The sequence below is a fragment of the Corynebacterium spheniscorum genome, from assembly GCF_900113445.1.
Taxonomy (GTDB): Bacteria; Actinomycetota; Actinomycetes; order Mycobacteriales; family Mycobacteriaceae; genus Corynebacterium; species Corynebacterium spheniscorum.
Genome location: NZ_FOPJ01000002.1, coordinates 145,752 through 161,246 on the forward strand (window position 1 = coordinate 145,752; position 15,495 = coordinate 161,246).

Consider the following 15,495-nt stretch of genomic DNA (forward strand, 5'->3'; position numbering starts at 1 on the left):
TGCGGGTGCGCAGGAGGCTGGGTCTGCCGCACCTGATTCGCTCACGACGCGGGATAGTGAATCCGGGAACCAGGACGATGTGTTGGGGCTGGAGGACCTCAACCCAGAGCACCTTCGTGCCCTAGGTGAAGAGGCCTTCGCCCCGGATGCACTGGTAGATAGCACGCTGCGTGGTTTGGACCCGGATGAAACCTTGGCTGCTTTGCATGAGGAAGACTCCGGTGCCGGGGAAGTGACCTTGGATGAAAGTGGGTTGAAGCTACCCATTGATTTAGGCCGCGAAGATGATTATGAAAAACCAGCCTCTGATGAAGTCACCCCGCAGGACCTTCAGGCCCTGCTGGAGGTAGAAGCGGAGCTGGATAAACGCTGGCCAGAAACCAAGATCGACCCCACCTTAGAGCGCATGGAATTGCTCATGGATCTTCTGGGCAACCCTGAGCGTTCCTTCCCCGCGATTCATGTGGCCGGTACCAATGGCAAAACCTCTACGGTGCGGATGATTGAGTCCCTTATGCGGGCTTTTCATCGCCGCACCGGGCGCACCACCAGCCCGCACCTGCAATTAGCTACCGAGCGCATTGCCATTGATGGGGCACCGATCCATCCGCGTGATTATGTGCGGGTGTGGCGAGAAATCCAGCCCTATGTGGAGATGGTGGATGCCAAATCGGATGTGCCGATGAGCAAATTCGAAGTGCTTAGCGCCATGGCCTATGCCGCTTTTGCGGATGCCCCAGTAGATGTGGCTTGCGTGGAAGTAGGTATGGGTGGGCGTTGGGATGCCACCAATGTGATCAACTCCGATATTGCGGTGATTATGCCGATCGGGTTGGACCACACTGATTATTTAGGCAACACCATTGAAGAGATCGCAGCGGAAAAAGCCGGGATTATTAAGTCGCGGTGGGATGCTGAGGATCTACTGACCCCGCCGGATAATGTGGCCATTGTTGCGCAACAAGAACCCGGGGCCCTTCGCGTAGTGCTTGAACGCGCGGTGGAATGCGATGCGCAGGTAGCGCGCGCCGGTAGTGAATTCGGCGTTATTTCTTCCACGATTGCCGTTGGTGGGCAGCAGCTGAACTTACGTGGTTTAGCTGGGGATTATGAGGATATTTTCCTCCCCCTTTCTGGTGAACACCAAGCAGCTAATGCCGCTGTTGCCTTGGCTGCGGTGGAAGCTTTCTTCGGTGCTGGGCCTGGCCGCCAACTAGATCTTGATACCGTGCGCCAAGGTTTCGCGCAGGTGCAATCACCAGGCCGGCTTGAACGCGTGCGTTCTACCCCCACCACCTTCATTGATGCCGCCCATAACCCGCATGGCGCTAAAGCCCTAGGCGAAGCGCTAGAACGCGACTTTGAGTTCCGCCGCCTGATTGCGGTGGTAGGTGTATTAGGGGATAAAGATGCCCGCGGCATCTTAAGTGCCCTGGAACCACACGTTGCAGAAATTGTGTGCACCCAGACCACCAGCCCACGGGCGTTGGATGCTTATGATCTAGCGGAATATGCCCGCGAGATTTTCGGTGAAGAACGCGTGCACGTTGCTGAGGTTCTACCCAGTGCGGTGGAATTAGCAGTGGAATTAGCCGAAGATACTGATGTGCAATCCGGATCCGGTGTGGTGATTACCGGGTCTGTGGTGACCGCCGGTGAAGCCCGCACCCTCTTTGGAAAGGACCCCGCATGAGCCCACAGAACAGCCCCCGCAGAAGGCCACGCACATCCCCGAAGGAAGAAGCCCCAGAATACGGCCCGCTTGGGCCCGGCAAAGCCCCCGTAAAAGACCCCATGAAGGGGCTACGTGGAGTAATGGCCGGCACCATGTGCATGGAAGCGATCAGTATTTTGCTGGTGCTCACCGTAATCCTGCGGGTCGATGAAGGGGCCTATTGGACCACCTTCAACTGGGGTTATGTGACCTTTGTTGGGGTGGCGATGTTCCTCATGGCTTTCCTCCAGGGCCGCCCTTGGGCGTTGGCTGTGAATATGGGTTTGCAGGTGCTCGCACTCTTAGGCTTCATGGTGCATGTATCCATGGGTATTGTGGCGATTATTTTCATCCTGGTGTGGTGGTATTTACTGCACCTGCGCCGCAACCTCATTGAACGCATGAAACGTGGCCTGCTGACCACGCAGCATCTATAGCGGGTAGTAGCGGGGTTGAGGCTTCGGGGCCTCTCTTTGGGGCCCGCGGGGGTACGCCGGGCTCCCCGCAACTGGCCGACTGGTACGCACCAAAGCCATGCTTGGGTGCGCAATGAAGTAAAGTTGTCGCCATGACTGAACGTACCCTCATCCTGATCAAGCCCGATGGTGTCCGCAATGGCCATGTTGGTGAGATCATCGCCCGCATTGAACGCAAGGGTCTCAAGCTTGCCGCCATGGACCTGCGTGTTGCTGACCGCGCAACCGCCGAAAAGCACTACGAAGAGCACAAGGACAAGCCCTTCTTCGGCGAGCTGGTGGACTTCATCACCTCCGCTCCGCTGGTAGCCGGCATTGTCGAAGGTGAGCGCGCCATTGAAGCATGGCGTCAGCTTGCCGGTGGCACCGACCCGGTCTCCAAGGCCACCCCGGGTACCATCCGCGGTGACTTCGCTTTGAGCGTTGGCGAGAACGTGGTCCATGGTTCGGACTCCCCGGAATCCGCTGAGCGCGAGATCGCTATCTGGTTCCCGAACCTCTAAAAAACAACGAGCACCCCACACACGCAAGCAAGGCATAATGCCCTGCTGGGTGTGGGGTTTTCTTGTACCCCCGAAGCACCCACGACGCGGGTTGCTTTGGTAGGTGGGCGGCTAAATCATGGTGTTGCCCACGTCTGTACCCGCGAACTGGGTCAAGTGTGCGAGAATAGAGCACGCGGTCACATAGACCGCACCTTTATAACTTCATATCTTTTAATCTTCCTTCAACCATCAACCACACTTTTCGCGCGATGACCTTGGAGTTTCTTTAGGGCATGTCATGGACCTGTCCTGGGGGAATAACGAGGTGGCATCGCAAGGCGTGAGCATCATCGCTTAAGTTTTATTGGCTTAAGGTGGTGCCCTTTTAGGGGCCAGATGCCCGCAGTGAGTTATCTCGGTAGATGTTGAGGCCCACACCCCATCCGCTTTACGCGGCTGCTTCGTGCGGCGGCGGCGAATGAACCTTATTCGCCAGCGCCCGGAGCACTTTCCCCAACGGGGCGTTACTGTGGGGGTTTTCTTAAAACCCCTGCTTTTCGCCTTGAAGTTAAAAATAGTGGCCTTAGCATGAGATAGCTGGACTGTTGGTGCATCGAATGTTCAAGATTGCGGCCCGTATCAGGATGTGGGCATCTTTCTTGATGCTTCACGCCAGATAGCGCTTAGGGCCCTATAGGGCCTTAGAGATTCGCGCGGAGGGTTTACAGGAGTTTTCGTGGCATCGACCACCAACCCAGACGAACAGAAGTCTTCGGCACCGAAGCGGCGACGCACTACCCGCAAGGCGAGTGCAGCTGCCCGGCCGAAGGACACCACCGCCCACACCCAGGATGCGCCGGAAAACAGCGCAGCTGATAGCTCGGCTGAAAAGACGCCGCGGAAGCGCAGCACGAAGCGCAGCACCAAACGTACGACGAAGCGTTCGGTGAAGCAAGCACCTGAGGCTAAGGATTCGGCGAAGCAGCCGAGCAAGCAAACGGCGCAGAAAACGACGCGCTCCCGTCGCCCAGCCAAGAAGATTGCCGCTAAGCCAAAGGCTATTAGCTGGAGTATTGAGGTACCTGCGGAAGCGAAGACGAATGCGGCGAAGATTAATCGCGATGAGCTAGAAGCTAAAACCCGTGTGCATCAATTAGCCCGCGCCTTGGAGATCACCTCGAAGCAGCTGATTACGCTGCTGGGTGATTTAGGCATGAAGAAGGTTGTCATGTCTTCGCTCACCAAGGATGAAGTAGTGCAGGTTGTGGACGCTATCTCCGATGATGCAGAAGCCGCGTCGTCTACGGAGGACACCTCCGCACCCGCAGCGAGCAGCCTAGCTGAGGAGTCGATCTCGAAGGAAGCTCCTGAGGAGACTGCACCGCGTAAGCGTGGTCGTGCGCGCCGAGTGACCCGCGAGGCCGCTGCGCCGAGTGAGGCGGATATTGATGCCGAGAATGCGGTGATCAGCGAAGCGGAGATCGCTGAGGCAAGCGAACAAGAAGCTTCGGTGATGGATGAGGTTGTGGTGAAGGAGGGTACGCACAAGCGTGCCAGCCGGAAGCGTCGCGCAACCCGTAGCACCGCCGCACCGGAGAGCACTGAGAGTGCGGAGACTTCTGAGGGGGCTGAGGAGTCTACGGAAGCTGCGGTAGAGGCCTCGGAGAAGAAGTCGAAGAAGGCCAAGGACTCTAAGAAGAAAGACAAGAAGTCCAAGGGCAAGAAGGGTTCTGAGAAGAAGGGCTCTGCCAAGAAGTCTTCAGACAAGAAATCTTCGGATAAGAAATCTTCGTCGAAGAAGGCTGCCGAAGAAACCGATGGCTCGGAGGATGCTGAGGCGTTGGATCCGAAGACGGAGAAGATCCGTCAGCGGGTGGAAAAGAATGTTGCTAATGAGATCCACCAGATCGAAGAGAAGGTAGAGCGCGAGCTCGCCGAGAAAGTGGAGGAAGCCCCAGAGCTAGAGGCCGTAGAGGCTGAAGACCTTGAGGCTCCCGAAGCTGAGGCCGCCCCGGAAACCCCAGAGACTCCCGAAACCCCAGAAACCCCCGAACCGCTCTTCCGCAGCCCCATCTTCCTCCCGCCCACCCCGGCGGCCGAGGCTGATGCTGAGGTCCTCGAGATCATTGGGGTCTCCCCGGAAGAACTCGAAGCCGAGGAGGACTCCCACGACGATTCCCACAGCGACTCCCACGCTGAAGATGATTCCGAGGATTCTGATTCCAGTAGCTCTGCGAAGCGGCGGCGTCGTGGTCGCCGTGGCGGCGGACGTGGCCGTGGCAGCGGAAGTAGTAGTGCCCAGGATGCTTCCCAGGCCGCTGAGCATAAGAAATCCCATAAGCATGATCAGCACTCGCAGCCAGAGGAGCTTCCTGAAGAACCCGTTGCCCTGCACGGTTCCACCCGCCTAGAAGCGCAGCGCCGTCGCCGCAATGAGATGCGCGAGGAAGGCCGCAAGAAGCGCCACGTGGTTTCCCAAGCAGAGTTCCTGGCGCGCCGGGAATCTGTGGAGCGCACCATGGTGGTGCGTGAACGCCAGCGCAGCGAAGGCCCCGGCAATGTCACCGAGGTCGGTGTGTTGGAAGATGAGATGCTGGTTGAGCATTTTGTCACTTCCGATGCACAGGCCTCAATGATCGGCAATATTTATCTTGGCCGTGTGCAAAATGTGCTGCCCTCCATGGAGGCTGCCTTCATTGATATCGGCAAGGGCCGCAATGGCGTGCTCTATGCCGGTGAGGTGGATTGGCGTGCCCATGGTTTAGGTGGCCGCCAGCGCCGCATCGAGCAAGCGCTTAAGAGCGGCGACCAGGTGTTGGTGCAGGTCTCTAAGGACCCGGTGGGCCATAAGGGTGCGCGCCTTACTACCCAGATTTCTTTGGCTGGGCGTTATTTGGTGTACGTGCCCGGTGGGCGTTCTGCCGGGATTTCCCGCAAACTGCCTGGCCCGGAGCGCAAGCGCTTAAAGGAAGTACTCAAGAAGGTTGTGCCCGATGATGGTGGCGCCATTATTCGCACCGCTGCGGAAGGTGTGGCCGAAGATGCCATCGCCGCTGATGTGAACCGCCTGCATTCTTTGTGGCAGGACATTGAGCAGCGCAGCGCGAAGGAAAAGAAATCGCGCGGCAATAAGCCCGTCACCATGTATGAGGAGCCGAACCTGCTGGTCAAGGTGGTTCGCGACCTCTTTAATGAGGACTTCTCTCGCCTAGTGGTTGATGGTGAGCGCCCGTGGAACACAGTGCACGCCTATGTGCAGTCCGTTGCCCCGGATCTCTTGGAGCGCCTGGAGCGTTTCGATCGCAGCGAGCATGAGGGCAAGGATGCCTTCACCGTGCACCGCATTGATGAGCAGATCCAAAAGGCGCTCTCCCGCAAGGTGTGGTTGCCTTCTGGTGGCACCCTGGTGATTGATCGCACCGAAGCGATGACGGTCATCGATGTGAACACCGGCAAGTTCACTGGTTCTGGCGGGAACCTGGAAGAAACAGTGACCCGCAATAACCTGGAGGCCGCAGAAGAGATCGTGCGCCAAATGCGGCTACGCGACTTAGGCGGCATGATCGTGGTGGACTTCATCGACATGGTGCTGCCCGAAAACCAGGATCTGGTGCTGCGCCGCCTCACCGAAGCTTTGGGTCGGGACCGTACCCGCCACCAGGTTTCCGAGGTTACTTCCTTGGGCTTGGTGCAGATGACGCGTAAGCGTTTGGGTACTGGCCTGATGGAGACTTTCTCTACCCCGTGCGAGCACTGCGATGGTACTGGCTACCAGGTGCATGCCGACCCGGTGGAGGCACAGGAGGAACCGGAGTATCGCGGCAAGGGCCGCGGGAAGAACTCTCGCGGTGATTCCCGTGGGGATTCCCGTGGGGACTCCCGTCGCGAGAATTCCCATGCTGAGGACCGTAAGGACCGCAAGGGTCGTGGGGCAGAGGATGCCGCGGACTCCACCCAGGCTGAGGAAGCACCTTCGATTGAGGACCTTGTTAATGCCGTAGTGGTCGAAGATGAGTCCTCTGCGCAGGAGGCCACTGGCCAGGAAGATTCTCAGAAGCAGTCTGGCCGTGGTCGCCGCCGTCGCGTGCGCTCGCGTTCCCGACAGGACGATCGCCACGAGGATCGTCAGGATGACTCCGCTAAGACCGACTCCTCTGAGCGCTCTATCGCGGAGATCACCGCAGAGGCCATCGCCGTGGCCGCCAAGGAAGATCCCGATGAGCCGAGTGCTGCGGATTACCTCCCGCTCACCGACGATGAAGACACAGCAGGCGCCTCCGCCTCCAGGTCGGATAAGCAGCCTTCGCGTTCCCGCCAGCGCCGCAACCGCCGCGCCGCCACCGCCGCGCGCAAGGGCACGGATGAACCCAAGCCCGTGGTCGAATCGGAGATCAAGAAGCAGGCCGAGGTGCTCGCCAAGACCGCCCCGGCCGAGGAGGACTCCCAGGCGCTGACCTACGAGGAGGCCGTCGCCGCCTTCGAGGCCAGCCCGCGCCGCAAGCGCCGCACCCGCGGCAATTCGCGTTCCGATCACCGCCCCCGCAAGGAGGACTTCGTCGACGCGACCGCCTCGGATGTGCCCGATGATGGTTTCGAACCCGTCGAGATCGACAAGCCCGCAAAGCAGGACGATGAGCAGCCTTCCCGAGATCGGCGTTCCCGCCGTGGCACTCGCCGTGGCGGTAGCAAGCGGGCTGAGGTCAGCCGCACCGAGTCCGCTACGCCGGAGCAGCCCGAGGCAACCGAGCAGCAAGACACCACAGCTAGCGAGGATGCCGCGGAGACAAAGCAGCAAACCCAGGTGCGTAAAACCCGCGCTAAGCGGGCGGTGCGTCGTAGCCTGCGCAAGCAACGCGAAGACGCTGCACCCGCTGCAGAAGAGCAAGCCAGCGAGGACACCACCCCCGCGGAAGACACCGCAGTGGAAAAGAAGATCGTGAAGCTGAAGGCCCGCGGTCGTCGCCGTGCGGTGCGTCGGATTAGCCGCACCCGCGCTGCTGCGAAGAAGACTGCTTCGGAAGCTGATGCTCCGCAGTCAACCCCGGAAGTAGCTTCAGAGCCGCAAGCTGATGTGCAGGTTGTGAAGAGCCGTCGTGGTCGCCGCCGCGTGGTTCGCCGCAGCACTGGGCGTTAACTAAGTAGTAGAAGACACCGCCTTCGCCTGCTCCTCTAACAAAGGGGAGTGCGTGCGCAGGCGGTGTTTTCTTTTGGCTACCGGCTGATATCTGAGGTTTCTGTGCCTTGTGTGGCTGATGGTTTATTTCGCTGGGCTGGGATTTGCGTCCCGTGCCCAAGTAGGGGAGAGTGGTTGCGGTACGCAATTGCTGCGTAGTTTGGCTTTTGGTGCTAGTACACGGTAGTCTTTCACAGTCACTGTTTCGGGCTGTGTCGACCTCACCATGTCTGAGATCGCAGCCAGAAACACGCAGAAATTAGTGAACACAGTCCATCAATCAGGTGGCCGTGTGGCCAAGTTGCTTAGATCAGTGCGGCCAGGTGCGGGTACCTGAGCCGAATAATCTAGATAAGGGGTAGCCCTCCTATGTACGCGATCGTCAAGACCGGCGGCAAGCAGTACAAGGTTGCCGAAGGTGACCTCGTCAAGGTCGAGAAGATCGAGGGTGAGCCGGGTTCCTCCGTGGCTCTCACCCCGGTTCTCCTCGTCGACGGCGCCGATGTCACCACCGACGCCGATAAGCTTGCCAAGGTAAGTGTTAATGCAGAGATCGTCGAGCACACCAAGGGCCCGAAGATCCGCATTATGAAGTACAAGAACAAGACCGGCTACAAGAAGCGCATGGGTCACCGCCAGCCGGTGACCGTGCTGAAGATCGCCGGCATCAAGTAAAGCTCTACGGCTTCGAAGATTTCCCTGAAGGAGGGACATACTCATGGCACACAAGAAGGGTGCATCCAGCTCTAGCAACGGCCGTGACTCCGAGGCCAAGCGCCTTGGTGTTAAGCGTTTCGGTGGCCAGCAGGTCAACGCCGGTGAAATTTTGGTTCGCCAGCGTGGCACCAAGTTCCACCCCGGTGAGAATGTCGGCCGCGGTGGCGACGACACTCTCTTCGCTCTCAAGTCCGGCGCAGTGAAGTTCGCTGTTAAGCGCAACCGCCGCACCGTCTCCATCGTGGAGAACGAAGTTGCCGAGACCGTCGACGCCTAATTAGCCTTTGACACACTTTTAAAGCACTAAGACCTTGAAGCCAGTTTGGTTTCAAGGTCTTTTGCTATGCCTGCATGTCGCAGCCGCATTCACCAGCTCCTCCGCTATTTTAAGAAATAGCAATAATTGGTGTGAATACATTGAATAGCCCGTATGCGCCACAATTACTTAATGATTTATTAAGAATTTGTGAGTATATTATGTGGGCTTCTTAAACCCTGGGAGATATGCGATGACGGATGTGCATCAGGACGATGTGAAGCAGGAGGATGAGGATCAGAAGGGCGTGAAGCGCGATAAATGGCGCACCGGTGAAGCCAAGTTACGAGACGACCTGCATAAGAACATGCAGCTGCAGTTCTCGAAAAAACGCTCCAAGTTCATCAACCTCGTTCGCGACTACTGCTTTATCGAGCAGGTTCCTGAAGAAGCCAAGGCCGATATCGAGTGGCAGATGGCCACTTTCTCCGTGATTTACCCGGTCTCCTCCACGGTATTGCCCAAAGAATTTGTCGAGCGCATGAAAAATGACGCCGTTGACTCAGAGGACCCCGAGAAAACTCCGGATACTTCCAACGGCTTTGAGATCGGCGCGCCCTGGCATCCCGGACGCTATAACGGGGTGGGGTTGATCTACTACGAACAACCCGGCGACAAATTACTTACAGATCTCTCCCACGCCACCCGCGAAAACCACATTTCGATCCCCCAACAATTCCGTGGCCTATCCGGTCGCTTCCCCGCGGAAACCGTTGGTAGGGGTGAGTATGGGCAGCAGCCTGCACTTTTTGGTTACCTCGATTCCGGTGAACAGCCTTGGCTCTCTAGGCCCTTCTACGACGAGTCTCCTGAATCAGGAGATGGCGTACCTGAATGGAGGGAACGTAAAGAAGGGGAAAAAGCAAGGGAGCATGACCGCTCCAAGCTGATCAGTGAGGCACATGCTAGGGGCGCGGTATCTTATGTGCGGATCTTCGGTCATGATGATCCCGATGCACAATGGGACCTTTATAAACCGGTAAGAGGCGGCAGTCCGGTCCAACAAGGACACCTGAAGCTTCGTGCCGGAGAATTACTCGGTTTCGCCCAGAGCCGTCGCAGTAAAGAAATCCGAGGTTCGAAAGAAGTCGGCCAAGAACGGTCTATCCAATTCTTCTTGGTGTTGCATTTCCAGGCGACGAACCTAACCACCAATATGTTGGGTGCCATTGCCTTTGGTATGCGCCGGCCCCGAGCGTTGGTTGTCCCCGGCAAATCCACTAAGTCCAGAGGGACAGATGACTCCACCCCGCGTGCCGCTTATCAGTATGCGAGTGACGATGTTCCAGCTTTTAAGAAAAATCGAGATCTCGATAAGCGTAGCTCCGTTACTCAACAGGCGGTGGCGATGCTCAATGCTGATCTCAATAAGGGGATTGGGGTTGAGGTAGAGGAGGCCACCGACGACGAAAAGCGAAAGCCTAAGGCCACTGAGAGTAAGACAGTGAAGCCGTTTGGGCTGGAGCTTAACCGAGGCGGATTTATCGACAGGAAGCAAAAACACAAGAGCGCTACCTATGACGAGTATGCACCGCCCATGGTCGTGTCTTGTGCCATCCCAAGAGTAGCCAAGGAGAATAGACAAGGGTTTTATCCTAGGACCCCCTATGGCCCTGGACGCCTCAGCGAGGGGCCAGAGAAGCACAGCCCCACTTTTTGGCAGCACTACTACGCCTACATCTTGGAAAAAGGCATCGACCCCTTCACGAACTACCTCTTGGATTATGAGTCCCTCGACTCCATGAGTGTGGAAGGAGGGAAACTGAAAAGCTGGACCGTCCGGATGGGTAGTGATGGTTTGGCGATGGTGAAAAATAACGGTGACATACTCGATGACCAGTCACTGTGGGGGATTGCCCAAACCCGAGTGATTGACGTACTCACCTTGGGATTACGCCAATACACCGGGCTGGTGGGTTTGAGAAATAGGTTAAATAGCCTGGGCACAATCCGCGATCGCGAAGCTGATACCAGCGGGCTAGCCAAAGCCTTCGAGCGTCTTGATTCCCTGAGTATGGACTTTTTGTTCTACCGGATGAAACTGTGGACGCATTCTTTCACCAGCAACGCGTTCGCCAGCGCTTTGCTCCAAGAATTCCAAAAGAAGCTCTCTATCCCGGAGCATATGCAGTTCGTGGAAAGTGAGATCAAAATTAGGCGCGGACTACTAGAAACCCGGATCTCTGAAGCTAGGCGCGTAACCTCTGAGAATCGCCGCCAGGAAGCACTTGAAGCGGCTGATACCAGAGAGAAGTTCAACTTCTTGCTCGCCGGTATTGCCACGGTCTTAGCTTTCCCGCCACTATTTGATTATTTCATCGATGATGGTGGCTGGACCTGGGACCATATGCTCAGCCCGCTGCTCAGCATCGGTATCGCGATCTTGGTGGTGGTTGTGTATTGGGCGTGGCTGAAACACAAGAAGAAGCAACAACAAGATAGAAAAGATCGCTCCGCCAGCCCGCGTGAGTTGGACCCGAAGTTCATGACGGATTTCTAAGCACGCTAAGCGCGCACATCGAAGCGAATAGGGGATCAGTATGGAAGACAGGTAGATTGGTCCCCAGCTGTCACTTCCGTGAAAGATAGGGAAGTGAACACTGGCTGGGGATGCCTGTCCAGTACTTTCGAGAATTTTAATCTGAGGTTATTTCCCTGATGAGCCAACGTTTCGTAGATCGCGTCGTGCTGCACCTAGCTGCCGGAGACGGCGGCCACGGGTGTTCCTCTGTCCACCGTGAAAAATTCAAGCCCCTTGGCGGCCCCGATGGCGGCAATGGTGGCCACGGTGGCGACATTATTTTAGAGGTCTCTAACTCCGTCCACACGCTATTGGACTTCCACTTCCGTCCGCACCTTAAAGCCGGACGTGGCGGCAATGGTGCAGGTGATCACCGCAATGGTGCCCGTGGTGAAGACCTGATCCTAGAAGTCCCGGTAGGCACCGTGGTGATGAGCCCCAAAGGTGAGATGCTTGCTGATCTCACCGAAATAGGCACCCGCTTTATTGCCGCTGAAGGTGGCTTTGGTGGTTTAGGTAATGCCGCGCTGGCCTCCCATGCCCGCAAGGCCCCTGGTTTTGCCCTTAAAGGCGAACCCGGTGAGCAACACGACCTAGTCCTGGAACTGAAATCGGTTGCTGATGTGGGGCTGTTGGGCTTCCCCTCGGCGGGGAAGTCCTCGCTGATTAGTGTGCTTTCTGCGGCTAAGCCGAAGATCGGCGATTACTCCTTTACCACCTTGGCACCGAACCTGGGTGTGGTGAATGTGGATCATGAGACTTTCACCATTGCTGATGTGCCGGGGCTTATCCCTGGGGCTAGTGAAGGCAAGGGCTTAGGCCTGGATTTCTTGCGCCATATTGAGCGCACCGCGGTGCTAGTGCATGTGGTGGATACCGCCAGCATGGATCCTGGCCGTGACCCCATGAGCGATATTGATGCTTTGGAAGCAGAGCTGCAGGCCTATCAGTCGGCGTTGGATTCGGATGTGGGGCTGGGCGATTTGATGAAGCGCCCGCGGATTATTGCGCTGAATAAGTGCGATGTGCCGGAAGCCGAGGAGCTTGCGGAGTTCCTTAAAGCTGACTTGGAAGAAAAATATGGTTGGCCGGTTTTCATTATTTCGGCGGTGGCCCGGAAAGGGCTCGACCCCTTGAAGTACAAGCTGCTAGAAATTGTGCAGCAGGCGCGCCGGGAGCGTCGCCGCGCGGCGGCGAAGAAGAAGGATGGCGCTACCCCGGGTGCAGGCACTATTATTCGCCCGAAGGCCGTCACCAAGCGCGGGAAGAAGCAGCAGGACTTTGAGGTTATTGATGACCCGGAGATCCAGGGTGGCTTTATTGTGCGCGGCGAAAAACCGGAGCGTTGGGTGCGCCAAACTGACTTCGAAAATGATGAGGCAGTGGGGTATCTGGCGGATCGCTTTGCGAAGGCCGGGATTGAGGATGCGCTGGCGAAAGCGGGTGCACGAACCGGTGCGCCGGTGACTATTGGGGAGGTTACCTTTGAGTGGGAGCCGACCTTATTTGCTGGTCATGATGATGTGGCGCTTACTGGGCGTGGCACGGATCCGCGCTTGGAACGCAATACGCGTGTGTCTGCTGCAGAACGTAAGCGGGCCTCGCAGGCTCGCCGCGGTTTGATTGATGAGTTTGACTATGGCGATGGTCAACAAGCGGATCGGGAGCGTTGGCAGGGCTAAAATCCCTGGAAGGTTTTAGCGTCGGCTTTTCACCCCGACGTTAGGGCTTGCCTACTCGCGCTCTACGATATGGGACATGGATAAGCCCATGCCCCTGCACAATCCCGGCGAAAGCAGCGACCTTACGCACCCGATCTCGAAGAGAGCTCCGGAACCGAAACCACTGGAAACCGTATCGCGCACGGAAGCGGAGCTGCGTCGGCTGATTCGGGATGCGCGGCGCATTGTCGTGAAAATCGGCTCATCTTCTTTAACGGATGACTCCGATCATGCTGTGGACCCAGCGAAAATTGTGGCTTTGGCGGATGCTTTAGAAGCCCGCATGGGGCGCGGCAGTGATGTGATTTTAGTGTCCTCAGGCGCTATTGCTGCAGGAATTGGGCCCTTGGGGTTGCATCATCGACCCGCGGATTTGGCAACCAAGCAGGCGGCCGCAGCGGTGGGGCAGGTGCGGCTGGCGCATGAATGGGGGCGAGCTTTTGAACGCCATGGGCGTGCCACCGCACAAGTATTGCTCACCGCCTCGGATGCCGGAAGGCGTGATCGGGCGCGGAATGCTCAGCGCACCATCGAAAGGTTGCGCCAACTGAGGGTCGTGCCGATTGTGAATGAAAATGACACGGTGGCGACCAGCGAAATGCGTTTTGGGGATAATGATCGCCTGGCCGCAATTGTGGCGAACCTGGTGGCGGCGGATGCGTTAATTCTGCTTAGTGATGTGGAGGGACTTTATGACCGCCACCCTCAGGATCCCCAGGCGCAATTTATTTCGCAGGTGCGCACCGGCCATGATTTAAAGAATGTGCAAGCCGGTGATGGTGGCCGCGTAGGAACCGGGGGAATGGCCTCGAAGGTGTCGGCGGCGCGCTTAGCGACCCGTGGTGGGATCCCCGTATTGCTAGCTAGTGCGGATGACATTGATGAAGCATTAGGGGAAGCGCGGGTGGGTACCGCTTTCCATCCTCGGGATAATCGAATCTCGGCCTGGAAATTCTGGGTACTGTATGCCGCGGATATTGGCGGCACGCTAAGACTGGACGCTGGGGCAGTAGAAGCCGTGACCAGTGGAGGTAAATCCTTGCTGGCCGTGGGAATTACCGAAGTTTTGGGTGATTTCCGGTCTGGGGAGATTGTGGAAATCACCGGGCCTGATGGCGCCATTATTGGGCGTGGCGAAGTTAATTATGACTCCGACACCCTGGTGGGCATGGTGGGAATGCATACCGCGGATATGCCAGAAGGCATGCAGCGGCCGGTAGTGCATGCGGATTATCTATCCAACTACGCCTCGCGGGTGTAGGGGTGTGCTGCTTGGGGCGCTGTATGCTGCTTGGGGCGCTGTGCGCTGCGTGAAGCGCTGTGCGCTGCGTGAAGCGCTGTGGGCTGCGGGTTTGATTAAAGCTGCCCGCGGTTAGCGGGTGCTGCCTTAAGATGGGCGGCTATGAACACCATGAAATTTGCCATGCTTCCGCGCGTGTGGGACACCACCGTGAAAACCCTGGAAGACGCCGGCCACACCTTTGTTGAGAACCTCGAAGACGCTGATTTCCTGGTCTTTAATGGCATGGGGAAGCACTTCCCGGAGGAATTGCCGAAGAACATCAAGTTTGTGCAAAACGCCTTCTCGGGGATGGATTCCTTGGCAGCGAGCGGGAAATTAACCTCTGATGTGCGCTGGGCGAATGCGGCGGGCCTTTATGGGAAAACCGTAGCGGAATCCACCCTGGGGTTAATCCTGGCGCAGTATCACCAGCATGTGGCTATTACGCGGGCTAAAACCTGGAAGATTCGCCCGGAGATTGATGCCGGCACGCGCTGGCTGCATAACAATAAGACCGTGGCGATTGTGGGTGCCGGCGGAATTGCTGAGGTGCTGATTCCGATGCTGCGGCCTTTTGGGGTGCACATTATTGCGGTGAATAACTCCGGCCGGGAGATTGACAGTGCCGATGAAACCTATCCGGTTTCGCAGGTGGATGAGGTGTGGGGGCGCGCCGATATTGTGGTGCTGCTGATGCCGCTGACGAAGAAAACCCACCACATGATTAATGCGGATGTTTTTAAGAAGATGAAAAGTGACGCCATTATCGTGAATGTGGGGCGTGGGCCCTTGGTGAACACCGATGATTTGGTGGCTGCTTTGGATGCCGGGGAGATCGCTGGTGCCGCGCTGGATGTGACGGATCCAGAACCCTTGCCGGATGGGCATCCGCTGTGGGAGATGGATAATGTGCTGATCACCCCGCATACCGCGAATACCGATGAGCGCATCCGCACCCTGGTGGGTGAGTTGGCGGTGAAGAATGCGGAGGCCTTTATGAAGGATGGCTCACTGATTACCGAGGTGGATCCCGAAGCGGGGTACTAAGCAGGGGGAGTATGTCCTGCTCATAGTAGGCGCTTGGACTGGT

General features: G+C 57.4%; 10 protein-coding genes. All 10 read left to right on the forward strand.

Annotated features, from left to right (window positions below; translation table 11 throughout):
• Positions 1-202 precede the first annotated feature (202 nt).
• The 10 genes from folC (at position 203) to BMZ01_RS02270 (ending at position 15,452) form a co-directional block, all read left to right on the forward strand.
• Positions 203-1,693, forward strand: coding sequence for a bifunctional tetrahydrofolate synthase/dihydrofolate synthase (folC, locus tag BMZ01_RS02225; protein ID WP_092284224.1), 1,491 nt, complete (start codon positions 203-205; stop codon positions 1,691-1,693).
• Positions 1,690-2,151, forward strand: coding sequence for a DUF4233 domain-containing protein (locus BMZ01_RS02230; RefSeq protein WP_092283989.1), 462 nt, complete (start codon positions 1,690-1,692; stop codon positions 2,149-2,151). Before folC ends, BMZ01_RS02230 begins: the two co-directional genes overlap by 4 nt.
• A 131-nt stretch (positions 2,152-2,282) precedes the next feature.
• Positions 2,283-2,693: a nucleoside-diphosphate kinase gene (gene ndk / locus BMZ01_RS02235; protein ID WP_092283991.1), complete on the forward strand. Its 411-nt coding sequence runs from the start codon at positions 2,283-2,285 to the stop codon at positions 2,691-2,693.
• 718 nt (positions 2,694-3,411) lie between these two features.
• Entirely contained in the window at positions 3,412-7,809 is a 4,398-nt protein-coding gene (locus tag BMZ01_RS02240; protein WP_244887557.1) for a translation initiation factor IF-2 N-terminal domain-containing protein, read from the forward strand.
• A gap of 408 nt (positions 7,810-8,217) precedes the next feature.
• Entirely contained in the window at positions 8,218-8,523 is a 306-nt protein-coding gene (gene rplU / locus BMZ01_RS02245; protein WP_092283993.1) for a 50S ribosomal protein L21, read from the forward strand.
• Between the two features lie 43 nt (positions 8,524-8,566).
• A complete protein-coding gene (rpmA, locus tag BMZ01_RS02250; protein WP_092283995.1) occupies positions 8,567-8,842 on the forward strand; it encodes a 50S ribosomal protein L27 in 276 nt (91 codons plus the stop codon).
• Between the two features lie 202 nt (positions 8,843-9,044).
• Positions 9,045-11,381 carry a hypothetical protein gene (locus BMZ01_RS02255; protein ID WP_143067423.1) on the forward strand — a complete coding sequence of 779 codons (2,337 nt, stop codon included), beginning with the start codon at positions 9,045-9,047 and terminating at the stop codon, positions 11,379-11,381.
• A gap of 158 nt (positions 11,382-11,539) precedes the next feature.
• Positions 11,540-13,084: a GTPase ObgE gene (gene obgE / locus BMZ01_RS02260; RefSeq protein ID WP_092283999.1), complete on the forward strand. Its 1,545-nt coding sequence runs from the start codon at positions 11,540-11,542 to the stop codon at positions 13,082-13,084.
• A 76-nt stretch (positions 13,085-13,160) separates the two neighbouring features.
• Positions 13,161-14,384 carry a glutamate 5-kinase gene (proB, locus tag BMZ01_RS02265; RefSeq protein ID WP_092284001.1) on the forward strand — a complete coding sequence of 408 codons (1,224 nt, stop codon included), beginning with the start codon at positions 13,161-13,163 and terminating at the stop codon, positions 14,382-14,384.
• 150 nt (positions 14,385-14,534) lie between these two features.
• Positions 14,535-15,452: a D-isomer specific 2-hydroxyacid dehydrogenase family protein gene (locus BMZ01_RS02270; protein WP_092284228.1), complete on the forward strand. Its 918-nt coding sequence runs from the start codon at positions 14,535-14,537 to the stop codon at positions 15,450-15,452.
• The last annotated feature ends 43 nt before the right edge of the window (positions 15,453-15,495 follow it).